Origin of the sequence: Thermotoga petrophila RKU-1 (genome assembly GCF_000016785.1) — a bacterium.
In the GTDB taxonomy this organism is placed as follows: domain Bacteria; phylum Thermotogota; class Thermotogae; order Thermotogales; family Thermotogaceae; genus Thermotoga; species Thermotoga petrophila.
The window spans coordinates 1,525,228-1,538,117 of record NC_009486.1 but is presented as its reverse complement, the minus strand read 5'-3'; the positions used below and the strand labels follow the sequence as shown (position 1 = coordinate 1,538,117).

At 47.8% G+C, this 12,890-nt stretch carries 9 protein-coding genes; all 9 read right to left on the bottom strand.

The annotated features are described in order from the left end of the window. Positions 1 to 42: 42 nt before the first annotated feature. The 9 genes from TPET_RS07905 to TPET_RS07865 all read right to left on the bottom strand — a co-directional run bounded on the left by TPET_RS07905 (position 43) and on the right by TPET_RS07865 (position 12,877). Positions 43 to 1,716: an ABC transporter substrate-binding protein gene (locus TPET_RS07905; RefSeq protein WP_011943969.1), complete on the bottom strand. Its 1,674-nt coding sequence runs from the start codon at positions 1,714 to 1,716 to the stop codon at positions 43 to 45. A 131-nt stretch (positions 1,717 to 1,847) separates the two neighbouring features. After that, a complete protein-coding gene (locus tag TPET_RS07900; protein WP_011943968.1) occupies positions 1,848 to 2,954 on the bottom strand; it encodes an ROK family transcriptional regulator in 1,107 nt (368 codons plus the stop codon). Positions 2,955 to 2,967: 13 nt separating this feature from the next. Beyond that, positions 2,968 to 3,948, bottom strand: a complete 981-nt coding sequence (locus TPET_RS07895) for a glycoside hydrolase family 130 protein (RefSeq protein ID WP_011943967.1) — start codon at positions 3,946 to 3,948, stop codon at positions 2,968 to 2,970. Positions 3,949 to 3,950: 2 nt separating this feature from the next. Then, a complete protein-coding gene (locus tag TPET_RS07890) occupies positions 3,951 to 5,954 on the bottom strand; it encodes a glycoside hydrolase 5 family protein (protein WP_011943966.1) in 2,004 nt (667 codons plus the stop codon). Between the two features lie 157 nt (positions 5,955 to 6,111). Further along, positions 6,112 to 6,912: a MurR/RpiR family transcriptional regulator gene (locus TPET_RS07885; protein WP_011943965.1), complete on the bottom strand. Its 801-nt coding sequence runs from the start codon at positions 6,910 to 6,912 to the stop codon at positions 6,112 to 6,114. Continuing rightward, positions 6,896 to 8,038 (bottom strand): glycosyltransferase family 2 protein, encoded by a 1,143-nt coding sequence (locus TPET_RS07880; RefSeq protein WP_011943964.1) that lies wholly within the window; start codon positions 8,036 to 8,038, stop codon positions 6,896 to 6,898. Before TPET_RS07880 ends, TPET_RS07885 begins: the two co-directional genes overlap by 17 nt. Continuing rightward, entirely contained in the window at positions 8,035 to 9,318 is a 1,284-nt protein-coding gene (gene mggS / locus TPET_RS07875) for a mannosylglucosylglycerate synthase (protein ID WP_011943963.1), read from the bottom strand. The genes TPET_RS07880 and mggS overlap by 4 nt, the downstream gene beginning before the upstream one ends. Beyond that, the gene (locus tag TPET_RS07870; RefSeq protein ID WP_011943962.1) at positions 9,315 to 11,813 is read right to left on the bottom strand and encodes a glycoside hydrolase family 38 N-terminal domain-containing protein; all 2,499 of its coding nucleotides are present in this window, start codon (positions 11,811 to 11,813) and stop codon (positions 9,315 to 9,317) included. Before TPET_RS07870 ends, mggS begins: the two co-directional genes overlap by 4 nt. Then, complete coding sequence (locus tag TPET_RS07865) at positions 11,810 to 12,877, bottom strand: ABC transporter ATP-binding protein (protein WP_011943961.1); 1,068 nt, start codon at positions 12,875 to 12,877, stop codon at positions 11,810 to 11,812. The genes TPET_RS07870 and TPET_RS07865 overlap by 4 nt, the downstream gene beginning before the upstream one ends. Positions 12,878 to 12,890: the final 13 nt, after the last annotated feature.

Below are 12,890 nucleotides of genomic sequence, written 5' to 3'. Positions count from 1 at the left end.
TTCTTTTTTTAAAACCCCGCCCCTCGGGGCGGGGTCATCATTTTACTTTGCTTCAATACCGAAGAGTGTCTTGATTCCTGTGAACTGCCACCAGCCGTTCCAGCCTATCGGGACAGCGTACGGATTCTTCTCCGTTGGCCAGTTGGTCCACACAGCTTCAGAGGCCTGGAACCATGCACCGTTGTACCACAGAGGAATGAACGGCAGATCCTTGAGCAGTATCTCTGAAAGCTTGGCTACTACTTCTTTAATTTTAGCATCATCATTGCTTCTGTTGAGTTCGTCGAGAAGAGTCTCAACTTCAGGATTGGCGTACTTTCCAAAGTTTCCGGAGTAGGAGTACTCGGATTCTACTGCATCTGGATAGAACACACCGTTGAAGTAGGACCAGATGGTAGCGGAAACACCGGTTGTAAAGTTGTTGAGTATGAGATCAAACTTTCCACCGTAGAGGTCGTCTGCGTATTTGGAGTAGTCGGGGTACTTGGGTTCGACGTTGATTCCGACTTTCACGAGATCTTCTGCAATAGACTGGATAGAAACCATCCAGTCGGTCCATCCGTACGGACACTCAATCGTGAGCTTGAACGGCTTTCCGTTCGGATCTTCTCTGAACCCATCCTTGTTCACATCTTTGAATCCAAGCTCGTCGAGGATCTTCTTTGCCATCTCCGGATCGTACTTGAATCCGTACTTATCAACGACTTCTTTCGGATAGTACTTCATGTAACCGGGAAGGGGCAGGATTCCAGCGGGATTGGCAGCCGTCACCATGTTCTCGTAAGCCCTGGTGACGATCTTTTCGGGATTGATAGCGTAAGCCATTGCTCTTCTGAATTCAGGTATGCTGAGAGGATACTTGTTCACGTTGATGTAGATTCCTGCGGTGTTGGCCGGGAGCATGTAAGGAGCGTTTTCATACCAGGTGACGATTCCGTATGCTTTCTTCAAAACCGGAACACCCGGCAGGAAGAAGTTGCTCCAGTCGAGTTCTCCTTTCATGAGCATTCCTACTGCGACATTGTTGCTGAGCACTCTCAGTTCCACGATCCTTTCAGGTTTGGGATCGTAACCGAGTTCTCTGATGCCCCACCAGTTCTCGTTCTTCTTGAATACACATCTGTCGTCTGCCCAGCTCTCGACGTAGTACGGACCGGATCCAACTGGATTTTCGTTAGCCGCCTGAAGGACTTCTTCCTCTGTTTTGTTTTCCCAGATGTGTTTTGGTACGATCGGTGTGTTGATGAGCATCTGTTTCCATTCCTGGTACCTCGGGTCGGAGAAGACAAACTTCAGCGTTCGTTCGTCGATCCTTTCGATCCTGTCGAGCCAGTTCCACACAGGACTGTAGCTGATACCAGTGTACTTCTTGGCGATTTCGAAGGTGAAAACCACATCGTCTGCCGTGAGAGGAACTCCATCCTGCCATCTGAGACCCTTTCTGAGCGTGAGTACGTACTCGTTGTTGCTGACCCATTCTCCTTTTTCTGCAAGCCACGGTTCAAACTTGTCGTTCAGGGGATCGTAGAGGAACAAAGGTTCATAGACAAGACCGATGGTTCCCGCAACCGCGTTCCATGGTGTGAACGGGTTCCAGTTGGATGGAGGAGACCACAGCGCTCCACCCCAGTAGAGCGTTTTGTTTCTCTCAAAAGTCCGTCCGAAAACCGAAACCAGTGCCAGGACCAGAACGAGAACGACTAAAAACCTTTTCATAAGAACACCCCCTTAAAAGAGTATGAGATCGCTATCTCCACGTGTAAATGTACAGTGAAAATGTTTACATTCCAAATCCAGTCTCCCGGGATTATCAAGATTTATTTCTGATTATTTGCAACAACTTTTCTTTAACTCGTTGTTACTCTCTCGAGATAATTTTCCAGTGCGTGTACGGCTGCTCCAAAGGCGATCACCGGTTCCTGCACTTTCGAAAAACTCATGTCCACACTGTGTTTGTAAAGAAGGTGTGTTTCCACTTCGATTTTGATCTTTTTCAGAAAATTCTCACCAAGTTCTTTGAAAAACCCTCCTATGACGATCTTCGATATCCCAAAAAGATGTATCAAATTCAAAAGACCTATACTGAAATACCTCGCTATGTCATCAAAGTACTCTTTCACGCGAACATCACCAGAATCTCTTGCTTCAGCCAGAGAGCTGAATCCCATAGAACGAACGTGTTCCAGAACAACATCTTCGTTGCACACATCTTCCAGAAAGACGTATTCGTTCCCATTGAAAACCCTGGTGTATCCGATCTCCCCAGCGTATCCGTTTTCTCCCCGGTAGAGTTCTCCATCGATGATGATGCCGGCTCCTATTCCTTTTCCTGTCAGGATCCAGGCGAAAGAGTCATCCCGCTTTGTGTACCACTTTTCTCCCACGGCTCCCATGTCCGCGTCGTTCTCCACCCAGACCTCGATGCCGTACTTCTCTTTCAAAAGGTTCGCCAGAGGAATCTGTGAAAGTGGAAAGTTTCTCGGATCTATGATGATGCCTCTTTCAGTATCTATCGGTCCAGGCGCTGCTACCGTCATCGCTGAAAGCTTTCTACCGAGTTTTTCCATCATATCCCTTGCGCGGTCTATAATTCTGTACATGACATTCAACGTTTCCTCTCTATCGCTCTGAGATGGAAGAGGATGTGCTTCGTGTGCGAGAATGTTCATACCAGCATCTATGAGACAGGCAGCTATTTCGTCCCTTGTCACCTCTATACCGAGAACATGAGCGCAATTCGACGAGATTTTCAAAGATTTTGTGGGTCTTCCCACTCCCTTTGGAGAATCTTTCTCTTCAACGACGATCTCCTTCTCCAGGAAGATCTTTGCGATCTCACCAACGGTGGTTTTGGTTAGACCGAGTTCCTCCGCGAGTTCCACACGCGACACGGGTGATTTCATTATTCGTTTCAAAATCTTCGATATGTTTTCTGTTCTCACTGATTTCGGCAAGTTCTCACTTCCTTCACATGGAGTTTCTTTTCACAAAATCCACGATCTCGTCGATGTATCCAAATGCAAGGGCCACGTGGGTGTCTGCCGCACCGTAGTATATCGCAACTCTTCCTGTGTCGGCATCGCAGAGCGCTGCACACGGAAAGACAACGTTTGGAACGAAGCCCACCGTTTCGTACTCTTCTTCCGGCGTCAGAAGATAGTACCTCGACCTGTAGAGAACCTTGCTGGGATCATCGAGATCGAGGAGAGCTGCTCCAAAACTGTACACGTAGCCGTTGCAGGTGAGTGTCACACCGTGGTATATGAGCAGCCATCCTTCGCTGGTTTCTATTGGATACGGTCCCGCTCCTATTTTCAGATTCTCCCACCAGTTGTAACCGCTTCTTCCCATGACGAACCGGTGGTTACCCCAGTGTATCATATCGGGGCTTTCGCTGAGGAATATGTCTCCAAACGGGGTGTGACCGTTGTCACTCGGTCTGTTGAGCATCACGTATTTTCCTTTTATCTTCCTTGGGAAGAGAACTCCGTTTCTGTTGAACGGGACGTAAGCGTTCGGAAGTCGAACGAACGTCTTGAAATCTTTCGTCATCCCAACTCCAATCGTGGGGCCGTGGTCGTCCGTGCAGAAGGTTATGTAGTAGGTATCTTCTATCTTCACCACTCTCGGATCGTAGGCGTAACTTGGCTGGAATGGATTCCCATTCAGATCCACCCACTGTATCTCTTCTGGCTCTATTTCCCAGTGAATTCCGTCTTCGCTTCTTCCAAAGTGAAGAAAAGGCCTTGTGTTCTTGTGATCGATCCTGAACACTCCCACGAACTCTCCATTGTAAGGTACAACAGCAGAGTTGAAAACTCTCGCTCCCTTCGGAACCGGATTTCTTCCAATTATCGGGTTTTTGCTGTATCTCCACACGGGACCTGTGTAACCTTCCGGCCTGTCTTCCCAAGGAATGTTTGGGATCCTTTCGCCCATAACCTTCAACGTTATTCAGCCTCCTTTGTGTAGAGTTTTACATTATCGATGAAAATCGGTCCATTGTACTTCAGATGATCACCGACAATTCCTATGTGAAGCTCGTTCACCCCCGCTGTCTTGTCGAATTCAATCCTTACGTGGAATTTTCTGTACTCTTTTCCACCGAAAGTGACGATCTCCGCACTTTCCACGCTTGTGTTGTTCATATCGAGGCCTATCTTCACCCAGCCGGGGTTCAGAACCGCGTACGGTCTCAACCTTCCTTTGAGCCCTTCGACGTCTGGAATGTAGATGTCATACTCGAGGATCTCACATTCGGAGAGCTTTTCGAACTTCCTCGCTGCCCTCACTTCTTCCCAGTCGCTCTTTCCAGGCAGCTTCACGTTCAACTGCAACGCACCATTTCCCACCTCACTGTTCCATTCAATGTCAGGTGACTCAAATTCTGCCTGCCAGGTTCCGCTGTTCCACCAGTTTTTCACCTCCTCCGGGGAAGAGAAATCCACCTTTCCTGCAAGCACGTACCGCGCTTCGTTCACCACTTTCGCTTTGATAGAGTCTTTCACCGTTTTTCCCTGAAAGTGGCCTTCAAGGAACATTTCATGTTCTCCATCCGGGATCCGGGTTGTGTCGAGATCAAAGCCGTAAATTCCGTATCCGAGATGCTCTATCTCATTTTCAAAAACCAGATCTTCGACTTTGACAGACAACTTTTCAAACGTGTTGCTGTAGTCGAAAACACCAGCCCTCACTTCCACGGTCTTTTTGATCTCCATGCCGTCTTTTGGAAGGATGAAAGAGCAGGTGTCTTCTCTTATGTCTTCACCTGTGTTGAACAGCTTCGCGTATTCTCTTATCAGTTCCGCTTCTGGACTGTCGTCGTTCACTATTCTGAAACCGTCGTAGTCCGGATAGTACCCTCTCTCGTCTCTGTCCGAACCTTCCCCGATTCCCGCGAGCATCCAGAACATCGCTCCATCTCCACCGAGATCGTAGACCAGATCGTTCCAGAGTCTGTAGATGGCCGTTCTGTTAACTGGCGCACTCTTTGGAATTCCATATTCTTCCAGAACAACGGGTTTTCCGATCTCTTTTGCGATCTTTATGTGGTCTTCTATCCACTTCGCTCCCCACTGGGCATAGTTCTCTGGACTGACACCCCAGTGGGACGGATAGAGGTGGAACGTGCCGAAGTCCACCGTCTCTATCGAAAGGAGCTTCTTCCAGTCAACACCGGACCAGCCGTTGTAGGCCCACTCGGCTTCTCCACCGTAAGGTTTGAATCCTTCGTAGTTGCTGAAGAATCCTTCGTCCCCCACAGCCACGAGGTGGTTGGGATCCAGACTCTTTATGTAGGAGCTCATCTCCTTCACCCACTCAACGAGCGTGTTCCCCGATTTGTCCGTCTCACAGCGCAGTTCGTTTGCAAGCTCCCAGGCCATGATGGTGGGCTCTTCCCTGTAAGGAACTCCCGTGTAGACGTTGACATGGTTTATGAGGAAAGACACGTACTTTTTGTACTCTTCTTTGATTCTTTCATCTCTGTAGAAATCGTCGTGGTGGGTTCCTCCGAACCACCTCACGTACTGGTTCATCCCACCAAAGTCGTCCCAGTTGTTCACAAGAACGATGATGAGTTTTATGCCAAGTTCTTTCGCTTTCGCTATCGTGTAGTCGAGTCTTTCGAAACCATTCTGGGCGTTTGAGATCCCTTCCGGCACTCCGAAAACACCGGGCTCAGGATGCATGTAGGTGTTCTTGTCTCTGCAGTAACTCTCCCCGTCGAGGAAACCCCAGATTCTGAGCACCTTTATTCCCATATCCCTGGCGCTCTCCAAAACACTGTCTATCATTCTGTTGCTCTTGTAGTGCATGTAGTAGTTGTTACTCCCAATGAATCTGAATTCTTTTCCATTAAGGACGAATTTTCCGTTTTCCACTCTCACGAACTCATCTGCAAAGAGAACGAAAGAGAGAGCAACGATCGATAAAATGAACATAAACCTACGCATATCGATCCCTCCTGTTAATTAGTAAACTTTACTTATTTATCGGGGGCATCAAGAAAAATATACCATTCGGACTTCTGTAAAATCAAGTCTTATTTTTCGTGGTTTTGGCCCTTTATTTGTTAAAGTGAGGAATTATTTCCAATTAGAATTCAAAATCTCAGAATCTCTTCGGTTTGAACACTCCCTCCAGGTTCTCGAAGTGCTTCTTTCTCTCCCGGTATATTCTCTGAAACGTCTCTTTGAAGAGCACATCCACAACGGCGATCTCTCCGATGTTCTCTCTGAGGAATTCGTAGGTGTCGTATTTCACAGGCGGGCTTTGAAGCACCAGATGAGCCACCCTGGCGAGCTCAGACTGTCTGTTCGTTGTAATTGCGATCGTCTTCGCTCCCATGTCTTTCGCAACCTGGGTGGATTTCACCGTGTCTCTGATGTTTCCTGTGTGACTGATCGAGATCACAAGATCATCGCCGGTCAGATTCACGGCCTCTATCACCTGAACGTGAGGATCGTTGGAAAAGAACGTGTGGAAACCAAGAAGAGAGAACTTCAGACTCGCGTACTCAGAAACCACTCCCGAGAGTCCCACGCCGAAGAAGAGAATTCGATGGGCGGAGAGTATCCACTCCACGGCCTTTTCCACATTCTTCATATCGAGAGTGTCCTTGAGCCTTCTGAGGATGTCTATCTCCTCGTCTATGAAATCTCTTCTTTCTATGGTTTCTTCGATCCCGCTGAGTTCCCTTGCAAGTGCGATCTTGAAGGCCTGGTATCCCTCGAAATCGAGCTTTTTGATCATCCTGTGAATCGTGGTCTCGCTCACACCCACGATCTTTGCGAATTCTGTGATCGAGTAGTGAATGACGTCGTCCGGTCTTTCGAGTACGTAATCCGCTACTCTGCGCTCTGCGGGACTGAGCTGTGTGTAAACGTTCAGGATCTTATCTTTTATTTTCAACTTCCCATTCCTCCTTGAACAAGCGTTTCTTCTCCAGAAACACATCGAGCTGTTCGTACACGTATTTTTCTGCTTCTTCATCCGATAGAGATTTTACCTCTTCCGCGAACCGTACGGTTCTTGCGAAGTAGAACGGCAGAAGATTCTCCACCACTCTTTTATCCCTTGTTTTCCTGTACTGAACAGCGCTCCTGTAGAGGGTGTCAATCCAGGAAGAGAGACTCAGTGTACCGTTTTCTTTCACTTCCGACAGGATGCTGCGGTCTATGTACTCCACTTCTTCCAGAGTTTCTCTTGCGAGTTTTTTGAGGTTTTCGATATCTATACTCATAGGAGGAACTTCCTCTTGAGGAGTTTCACCATAGATGGGAACGTCTTCTATCTTCCATACTTCTTTCCAGGCGTTTTCGTAGGTGATCACAAGTTCGAAGAGCGTTCCCACGACCTGAAGGAACATTCCCTTCAGATGTTTTCCCGGGTCTTTCACGTCGTGCACCTTCGCTCCGAGAGCTGCCTGAACCACCCTTCCAGACTCGTTTATAGCGGTTGTGGTCATCCATATGTCGATCCCGAATCTTGCAACGTCCGTGTTCCAGATCTCTTTTGGTTTTTCCAGATAAATCTCGAGGAGCTTTCTTCCCACACCGAAATCCCCACCGATGGGTTGTCGCACCTTCTTACCGTAGAGAACAGCCGTTATTGGAAAACACACGTTGTTCGTGATCGTACCGTCAAACCTGTGCCTCAGATAGAAGGGAGTGACGTAATCTGCCTCTCCTTTCAAAATAGGTCCTGCGAGTCTTTCGATCCACCAGGGTTTGACACTTCGAAGATCAGAGTCGAGAAAAACAACCGCTTCCGCACCCTGTTTCATAGCAAACTCCATGATCGCTCTCATCGCGCTTCCCTTTCCGGGAAGGCCTTCATAAACGAAGCTCTCTTTGGGAAGACCGAAAGTATCGGTCTCCATGAAGCGCTCTCTTGTCCCATCTGCCGATCCTCCATCGGAGTTCACGATCATACCATCACCATCGAAGAAATCTACAATTCCCTGCGCCGCTGTTCTCGCAACGTGAGAAATCGTTTCGGCGTTGTTGTAACTCGGTATCCCCACAACCACTTTCATGGTAATACCTCCCTGCTCAGTATGTCTTCCAGTCTCTCTAAACTGAAGTGCCTCTTTCCCACTTCAAAGTTGTGTTCGACAGTCTCCCTGTAAAGAGACGGATCGAAGAGGAGACGAGAAATTTCCTCGACGGCCTTTTTCAAAATCCTCTCGTCCACCTTTACAAGGTCGTTCTCTCTGAAGCATCGATCTCCAAGACTGACGTATTTCAGGCCGGCTGCTTTTATATCTGATTTGAAGACTTCGTACTCGAAAAGCACCACGGGCTTTTTGGCTGCGATCGCTTCCAGAAGCTGATTCCCCCATCCCTCGAGTATCGATGGATACGTGACAAAATCGGCGGCGTTGTAGAGCTTCCAGAACAAAGAGGTGTTTTTTCTCACTTCCTCGCTCAGGACAAGAAGCGATACTCCTTTTGAAGAAGCGTATTCTTTGAGTTCTTTCAGATACTCTTCGTCTTCGCAGATACCGGAAAAGAGAAGGATCACTTCTCCGCTGTATCTCTCTCCGTTGTAGAGATCAGCTTCTTTTTTCGATGTCAGTGTTTCCTTCAGAAGTGACACCACATCTATCGAAAGTTCGATCGTTTTTCTTCTATCGATTCTGGTTGCCTGGAGGGCCACAATCGTGCCAGGCGCTATCTGAAGTTCTTCTCTCACCCTGTGGTACATCTCTTCAGAAGTGATGGGAGAGCTGAAATCCATGACGTTTGGCACCACGACAGAATCGATGTTTCTGCGTCTTTTAAGCTCCCTTTGAGCGATCGTGTTTATGACAACGTGTTTCACGTTTGGAAGATCTGGAGGGAAGTGTTTATCAAGGATCTCCCTGAATCTTCTGTTTTCCGGAATCAGATGTTTCCTCTCCCACCAAAAATCGTGGTGATGCGCGACGAAGTTCTTTTCCAATCTCGAAAGGGCAAGGCCCAGGGACGGAAAGAGTCCAAGGGACCAGATGTTGTTGGGAACGATGAGATCGTAATCTTTCAAGGCTTCGTTCAGGATGTGGAAGAGCTCTTCCTCTTTTTCTTTCAAGAAATCGAGAAACTCTTTTTCACTGAGGAAATCTTTTATTCCTCCGAAGAAGTTCCTGTTCACCCTTTCAAAATCTGGATTTTCAAAACCGATCTCCTTTAGAGTGAGATCGACTCCCTCTTTCTTGTTTCCGGCAACGATGTGGACTTCGTGGCCCATCTTTGTGAGAACCTTCTTCCACTTTTCCATCTCGAGTGAGACACCATCCATGAGACCTCCCCGGTAGTGAATGAGCGCTATTTTCATTCTCTCTCCTCGCTTTCAAAGAGTTCCACCACGTAGTCGTAGGTTCTTCTCTTCATTCGAAGCTCGTTCAGCTCTCTCGCTGTTTTCTCGACATCTATCAGATACTGAAGGGAAAGTTCTATTTCCTTTTTCGTTCTCAGAAGAGAGAAGAGCCGATGCTTCGATCGAGGATCGTCCTTTCCCTCAAGATCGGTAATTTCATCTTCGAGGCTGGAGAGCGTTTCTTTCAAAAATTCGATCACTTCACCTTCCGGGTTCTTTTCCACGGAAACAACGGGAAACTCCGGGAAATTCAAAATGTTCAGTCTCGAAACAAAGCATTGTTTCTCTGAGAGAGACTCTATCGATTTCTCACCTATCTGAAGCGGTCTCAGACCTTCTATTTCTTCGAGGTACGGATTGTACACCCAGAGGTGATACCGATCCTTCACACCGGCCCAGGGGAGAGAAGAGAAGAAGAAAGTTTTCTCCTTTTCGGTGCCGTCAGCTTCAACATCTAAAAGAAGAGGAGGATTATCGAAGAGAAGGTACCATCTGAAGAACTCTTCGCTACGTGGATGAACCGGCAGTTCCATGAACGCAAGATCCACTGTGAAAACTCCTTCACACTTTGCCCCCGGAACATACATCATGGGTCCCGCGTCACCAACTCTGTTTTTAACCTCTTTTGCTATCCACTCAACGGACCTGCTCAAAGTGACGTGTACTTTTCCTTCTTCCATCCAGTACTCTCTAAGACCTCTTGCGAGAATAGTCTTTGAACTTTCTTCACTCCAGACGGACACAAACCCCTGAAACGGAAATTCCCTCACTTCACCTGTTTCTCTTGCTGCAAGCAAAATCTCCTTCAGTTCCTCAGGAGGTGTTTCAGGAAGAAGGTAGGAGTCTTTTTCTTTCCTTTTCACCACGTCAAAAGGCATCTTCGCGAAGATTTCGCCACTTCCCGTTTCATAAACCATTGAAAGCTTGTAGTTTTTCCCCTTTATCTTCAACGCGATACGCCACTTCACGAGCGGGGTTTCATCGAAGATCACGCGTTCTTTCGTCTCGATCAGGCATTGCGAGGAACGTATCGTTCTTTCCAGTTCCACCACCATCGAGTGTTTCGTTTGCAAAACTGTTCTCATCTTCTCCAGAGAAATCGAAAAATCAGTTTCTTCAACAGAGGTGGTGTAAGCGTCACCATCTTCTTTGAACAGTTTCAAAACACCCGCTTTCCTGTTATTCAGAACAAGTGTGCCGTCTCCTTCAAAATAGGCTCTGTAGTATTCGTTTTCCCAGGTGAGTTCCTTCACTTCTTTCTTCTCGTCGGCAACTTCTGTTTTGAACAGCCCTGCACCGTTTGTTTTCAACAGGAATGTCCTCTCGCCATCGCAGAAGTGATGGTTGTAGGAAAAGGGCGATAGAGAGAGTGCGTAGGTTCCCTTCTCAAGACCTGAACGCTCTACAAGGTGCCTCAGCCTGGATTCAACAGAAGATTTCACAAGGAAATACACGTTTCTGTACGTTCTCTCCATTTTTTCGTGGACGTGGTCAGCACAAACACCGCAGCTGTTGTCGTGCGCGAGAGTTTTCAGGTAATCTCTCCAGAAAAGATCACTTAACTCCTCTCCGTTCAAAACAGAGAGAAGATCGTTCATTTTCAAAAGCTTCTCTACAAGATCACTTTCAAGCTTCAGATAAGCTCTTGTGGAGAGTGTCCCTGGAAAGACGCAGGCGTACCTTCCAGAAAGGAGCTCTCCAGAGAGGGTGGGGGCATCTTCAGGGAATCTCTCGGGAAACTCTTCTGGTGAGACAATCTCAACGTTCAGATAATCTTTGGGATCCTCGGGAGAGAGATCTATATCGTATCCGTCGAGAAGAAGAATTTCTCCAGATCTCGAGAATTTTGCGAGTTTTTCCACTTCGTGTTTCAGTCTCTTCTCCGCGATATCCCGCGTTTCCTTCAAATTGTAGAGGTTCCTGTATCCTCCCACGAGGAAAACACCCTGGACAGCCGTTCCATCGCTTCCTTTCCAGAAAAACTCCTGGGAGATCCCGTCGTTTTCGAAGGAAATTCCCCTCCACAGAAAGACCTTTTCTATTCCAAAGATTCTGTGCAGTTGAGGTTCCTGTGATATGTGACCGAAACTGTCGAGAAGCCATCCGGCGTTCATGCGTCGTCCAAAACGATTCGTGTCTTTTTCTCCTATCTCGAAGTTTTTCAAAATGGAAGCTTCACCCGGAATTCTCCAGTCTATCTGGATATAATACGGACCAACAAGGAGTCTTCCAGATCTCACAAGCTCTCTGAGATCTTCTTCGAGGTCCGGATGGTAAACGAGGAGATCTTCAACCGCAGCTGTTTGGCCATCCAGAACGTACACGAATTCTGGATTCTTCTGAACAAGCTCTTTCACTCTGAAAAAAACTTCTTTCAGCCATTTAGAGGTCACTTCAGAAGAGGTGAACCACTCTCTGTCCCAGTGGTTGTGAACAACCACCTTCACTTTCATGAGATTCTCTCTCCCGTCTCAGGGTGAAAGAGATGGATCTTTTCAACGTCCAGGAAAAACGTGATCTTCTCACCGCTTCTGAAATCCACATCCCCTGGAATTTTTGCGACGATCTTCTCACTTCCAACGTTGAGATGGAGAATCGTATCCGACATGAGTTTCTCGGCGAAATAAACCTCTCCTTCCAGCTTCAAAGTGTTCGGCTTTTCCTCCAGATAGACGTTCTCCGGTCGAATACCAAGGATCACCTTTTTTGCACCTGGATCGGTCTTCGCGGGAATCTTTATCTCACCGTTTTGGAGGACAACGCTATTTCCTTCCGATCTCACTTCCATCTCTAAGAAGTTCATCTGCGGAGACCCCACAAAACCAGCAACGAAGATGTTCACCGGGTGGTGATAGATCTCAGAGGGCGTACCAACCTGCTGGATTCTCCCCTGGTTCATCACCGCGATTCTGTCTCCCATCGTCATGGCCTCTGTCTGGTCATGAGTCACATAGATGGTGGTGACTCCTATTCTTTCCTGGAGCTTTTTCAGCTCGCTTCTCATCTTCACCCTCAAAAGCGCGTCCAGATTAGAAAGAGGCTCGTCCATCAAGAGCACTTCGGGTTCGTGAACGATCGCGCGGGCAACGGCAACCCTCTGCCTCTGACCTCCGGAGAGCTGCGCGGGATATCTGTCGAGGAGTTCGGAGATGTGAAGGAGATCCGCTGCCCACTTTACCCTCTTTTCTATCTCCTCTTTCGGGACTTTTTTCAGTTTCAGAGGATACGCGATGTTGTCGTACACCTTCATGTGGGGCCACACCGCGTAGCTCTGGAAGACCATCGAAATGTTCCTGTCCTTCGGAGGAAGGTTCGTCACATCGCGATCGTTGAAGAAGATCCTTCCCCCGGTCACCTGCTCGAGGCCCGCTATACACCTCAGAAGGGTCGTCTTTCCACAGCCGGATGGACCGAGAAGAACCAGGAACTCCCCTTCGTTCACAACAAGGTCGATTCCATCGAGGGCTTTCACATTCCCGAAATATTTCTTCACTCCGTCTATTCTTACCTGCGCCAAGATCGATCACCTC

What these genes read in the sequence shown, in the direction of transcription:
- TPET_RS07905 (WP_011943969.1), bottom strand. Translation starts at nt 1,716, where the DNA reads ATGAAAAGGTTTTTAGTCGTTCTCGTTCTGGTCCTGGCACTGGTTTCG.
- TPET_RS07890 (WP_011943966.1), bottom strand. Translation starts at nt 5,954, where the DNA reads ATGCGTAGGTTTATGTTCATTTTATCGATCGTTGCTCTCTCTTTCGTT.
- TPET_RS07880 (WP_011943964.1), bottom strand. Translation starts at nt 8,038, where the DNA reads ATGAAAGTGGTTGTGGGGATACCGAGTTACAACAACGCCGAAACGATT.
- mggS (WP_011943963.1), bottom strand. Translation starts at nt 9,318, where the DNA reads ATGAAAATAGCGCTCATTCACTACCGGGGAGGTCTCATGGATGGTGTC.
- TPET_RS07870 (WP_011943962.1), bottom strand. Translation starts at nt 11,813, where the DNA reads ATGAAAGTGAAGGTGGTTGTTCACAACCACTGGGACAGAGAGTGGTTC.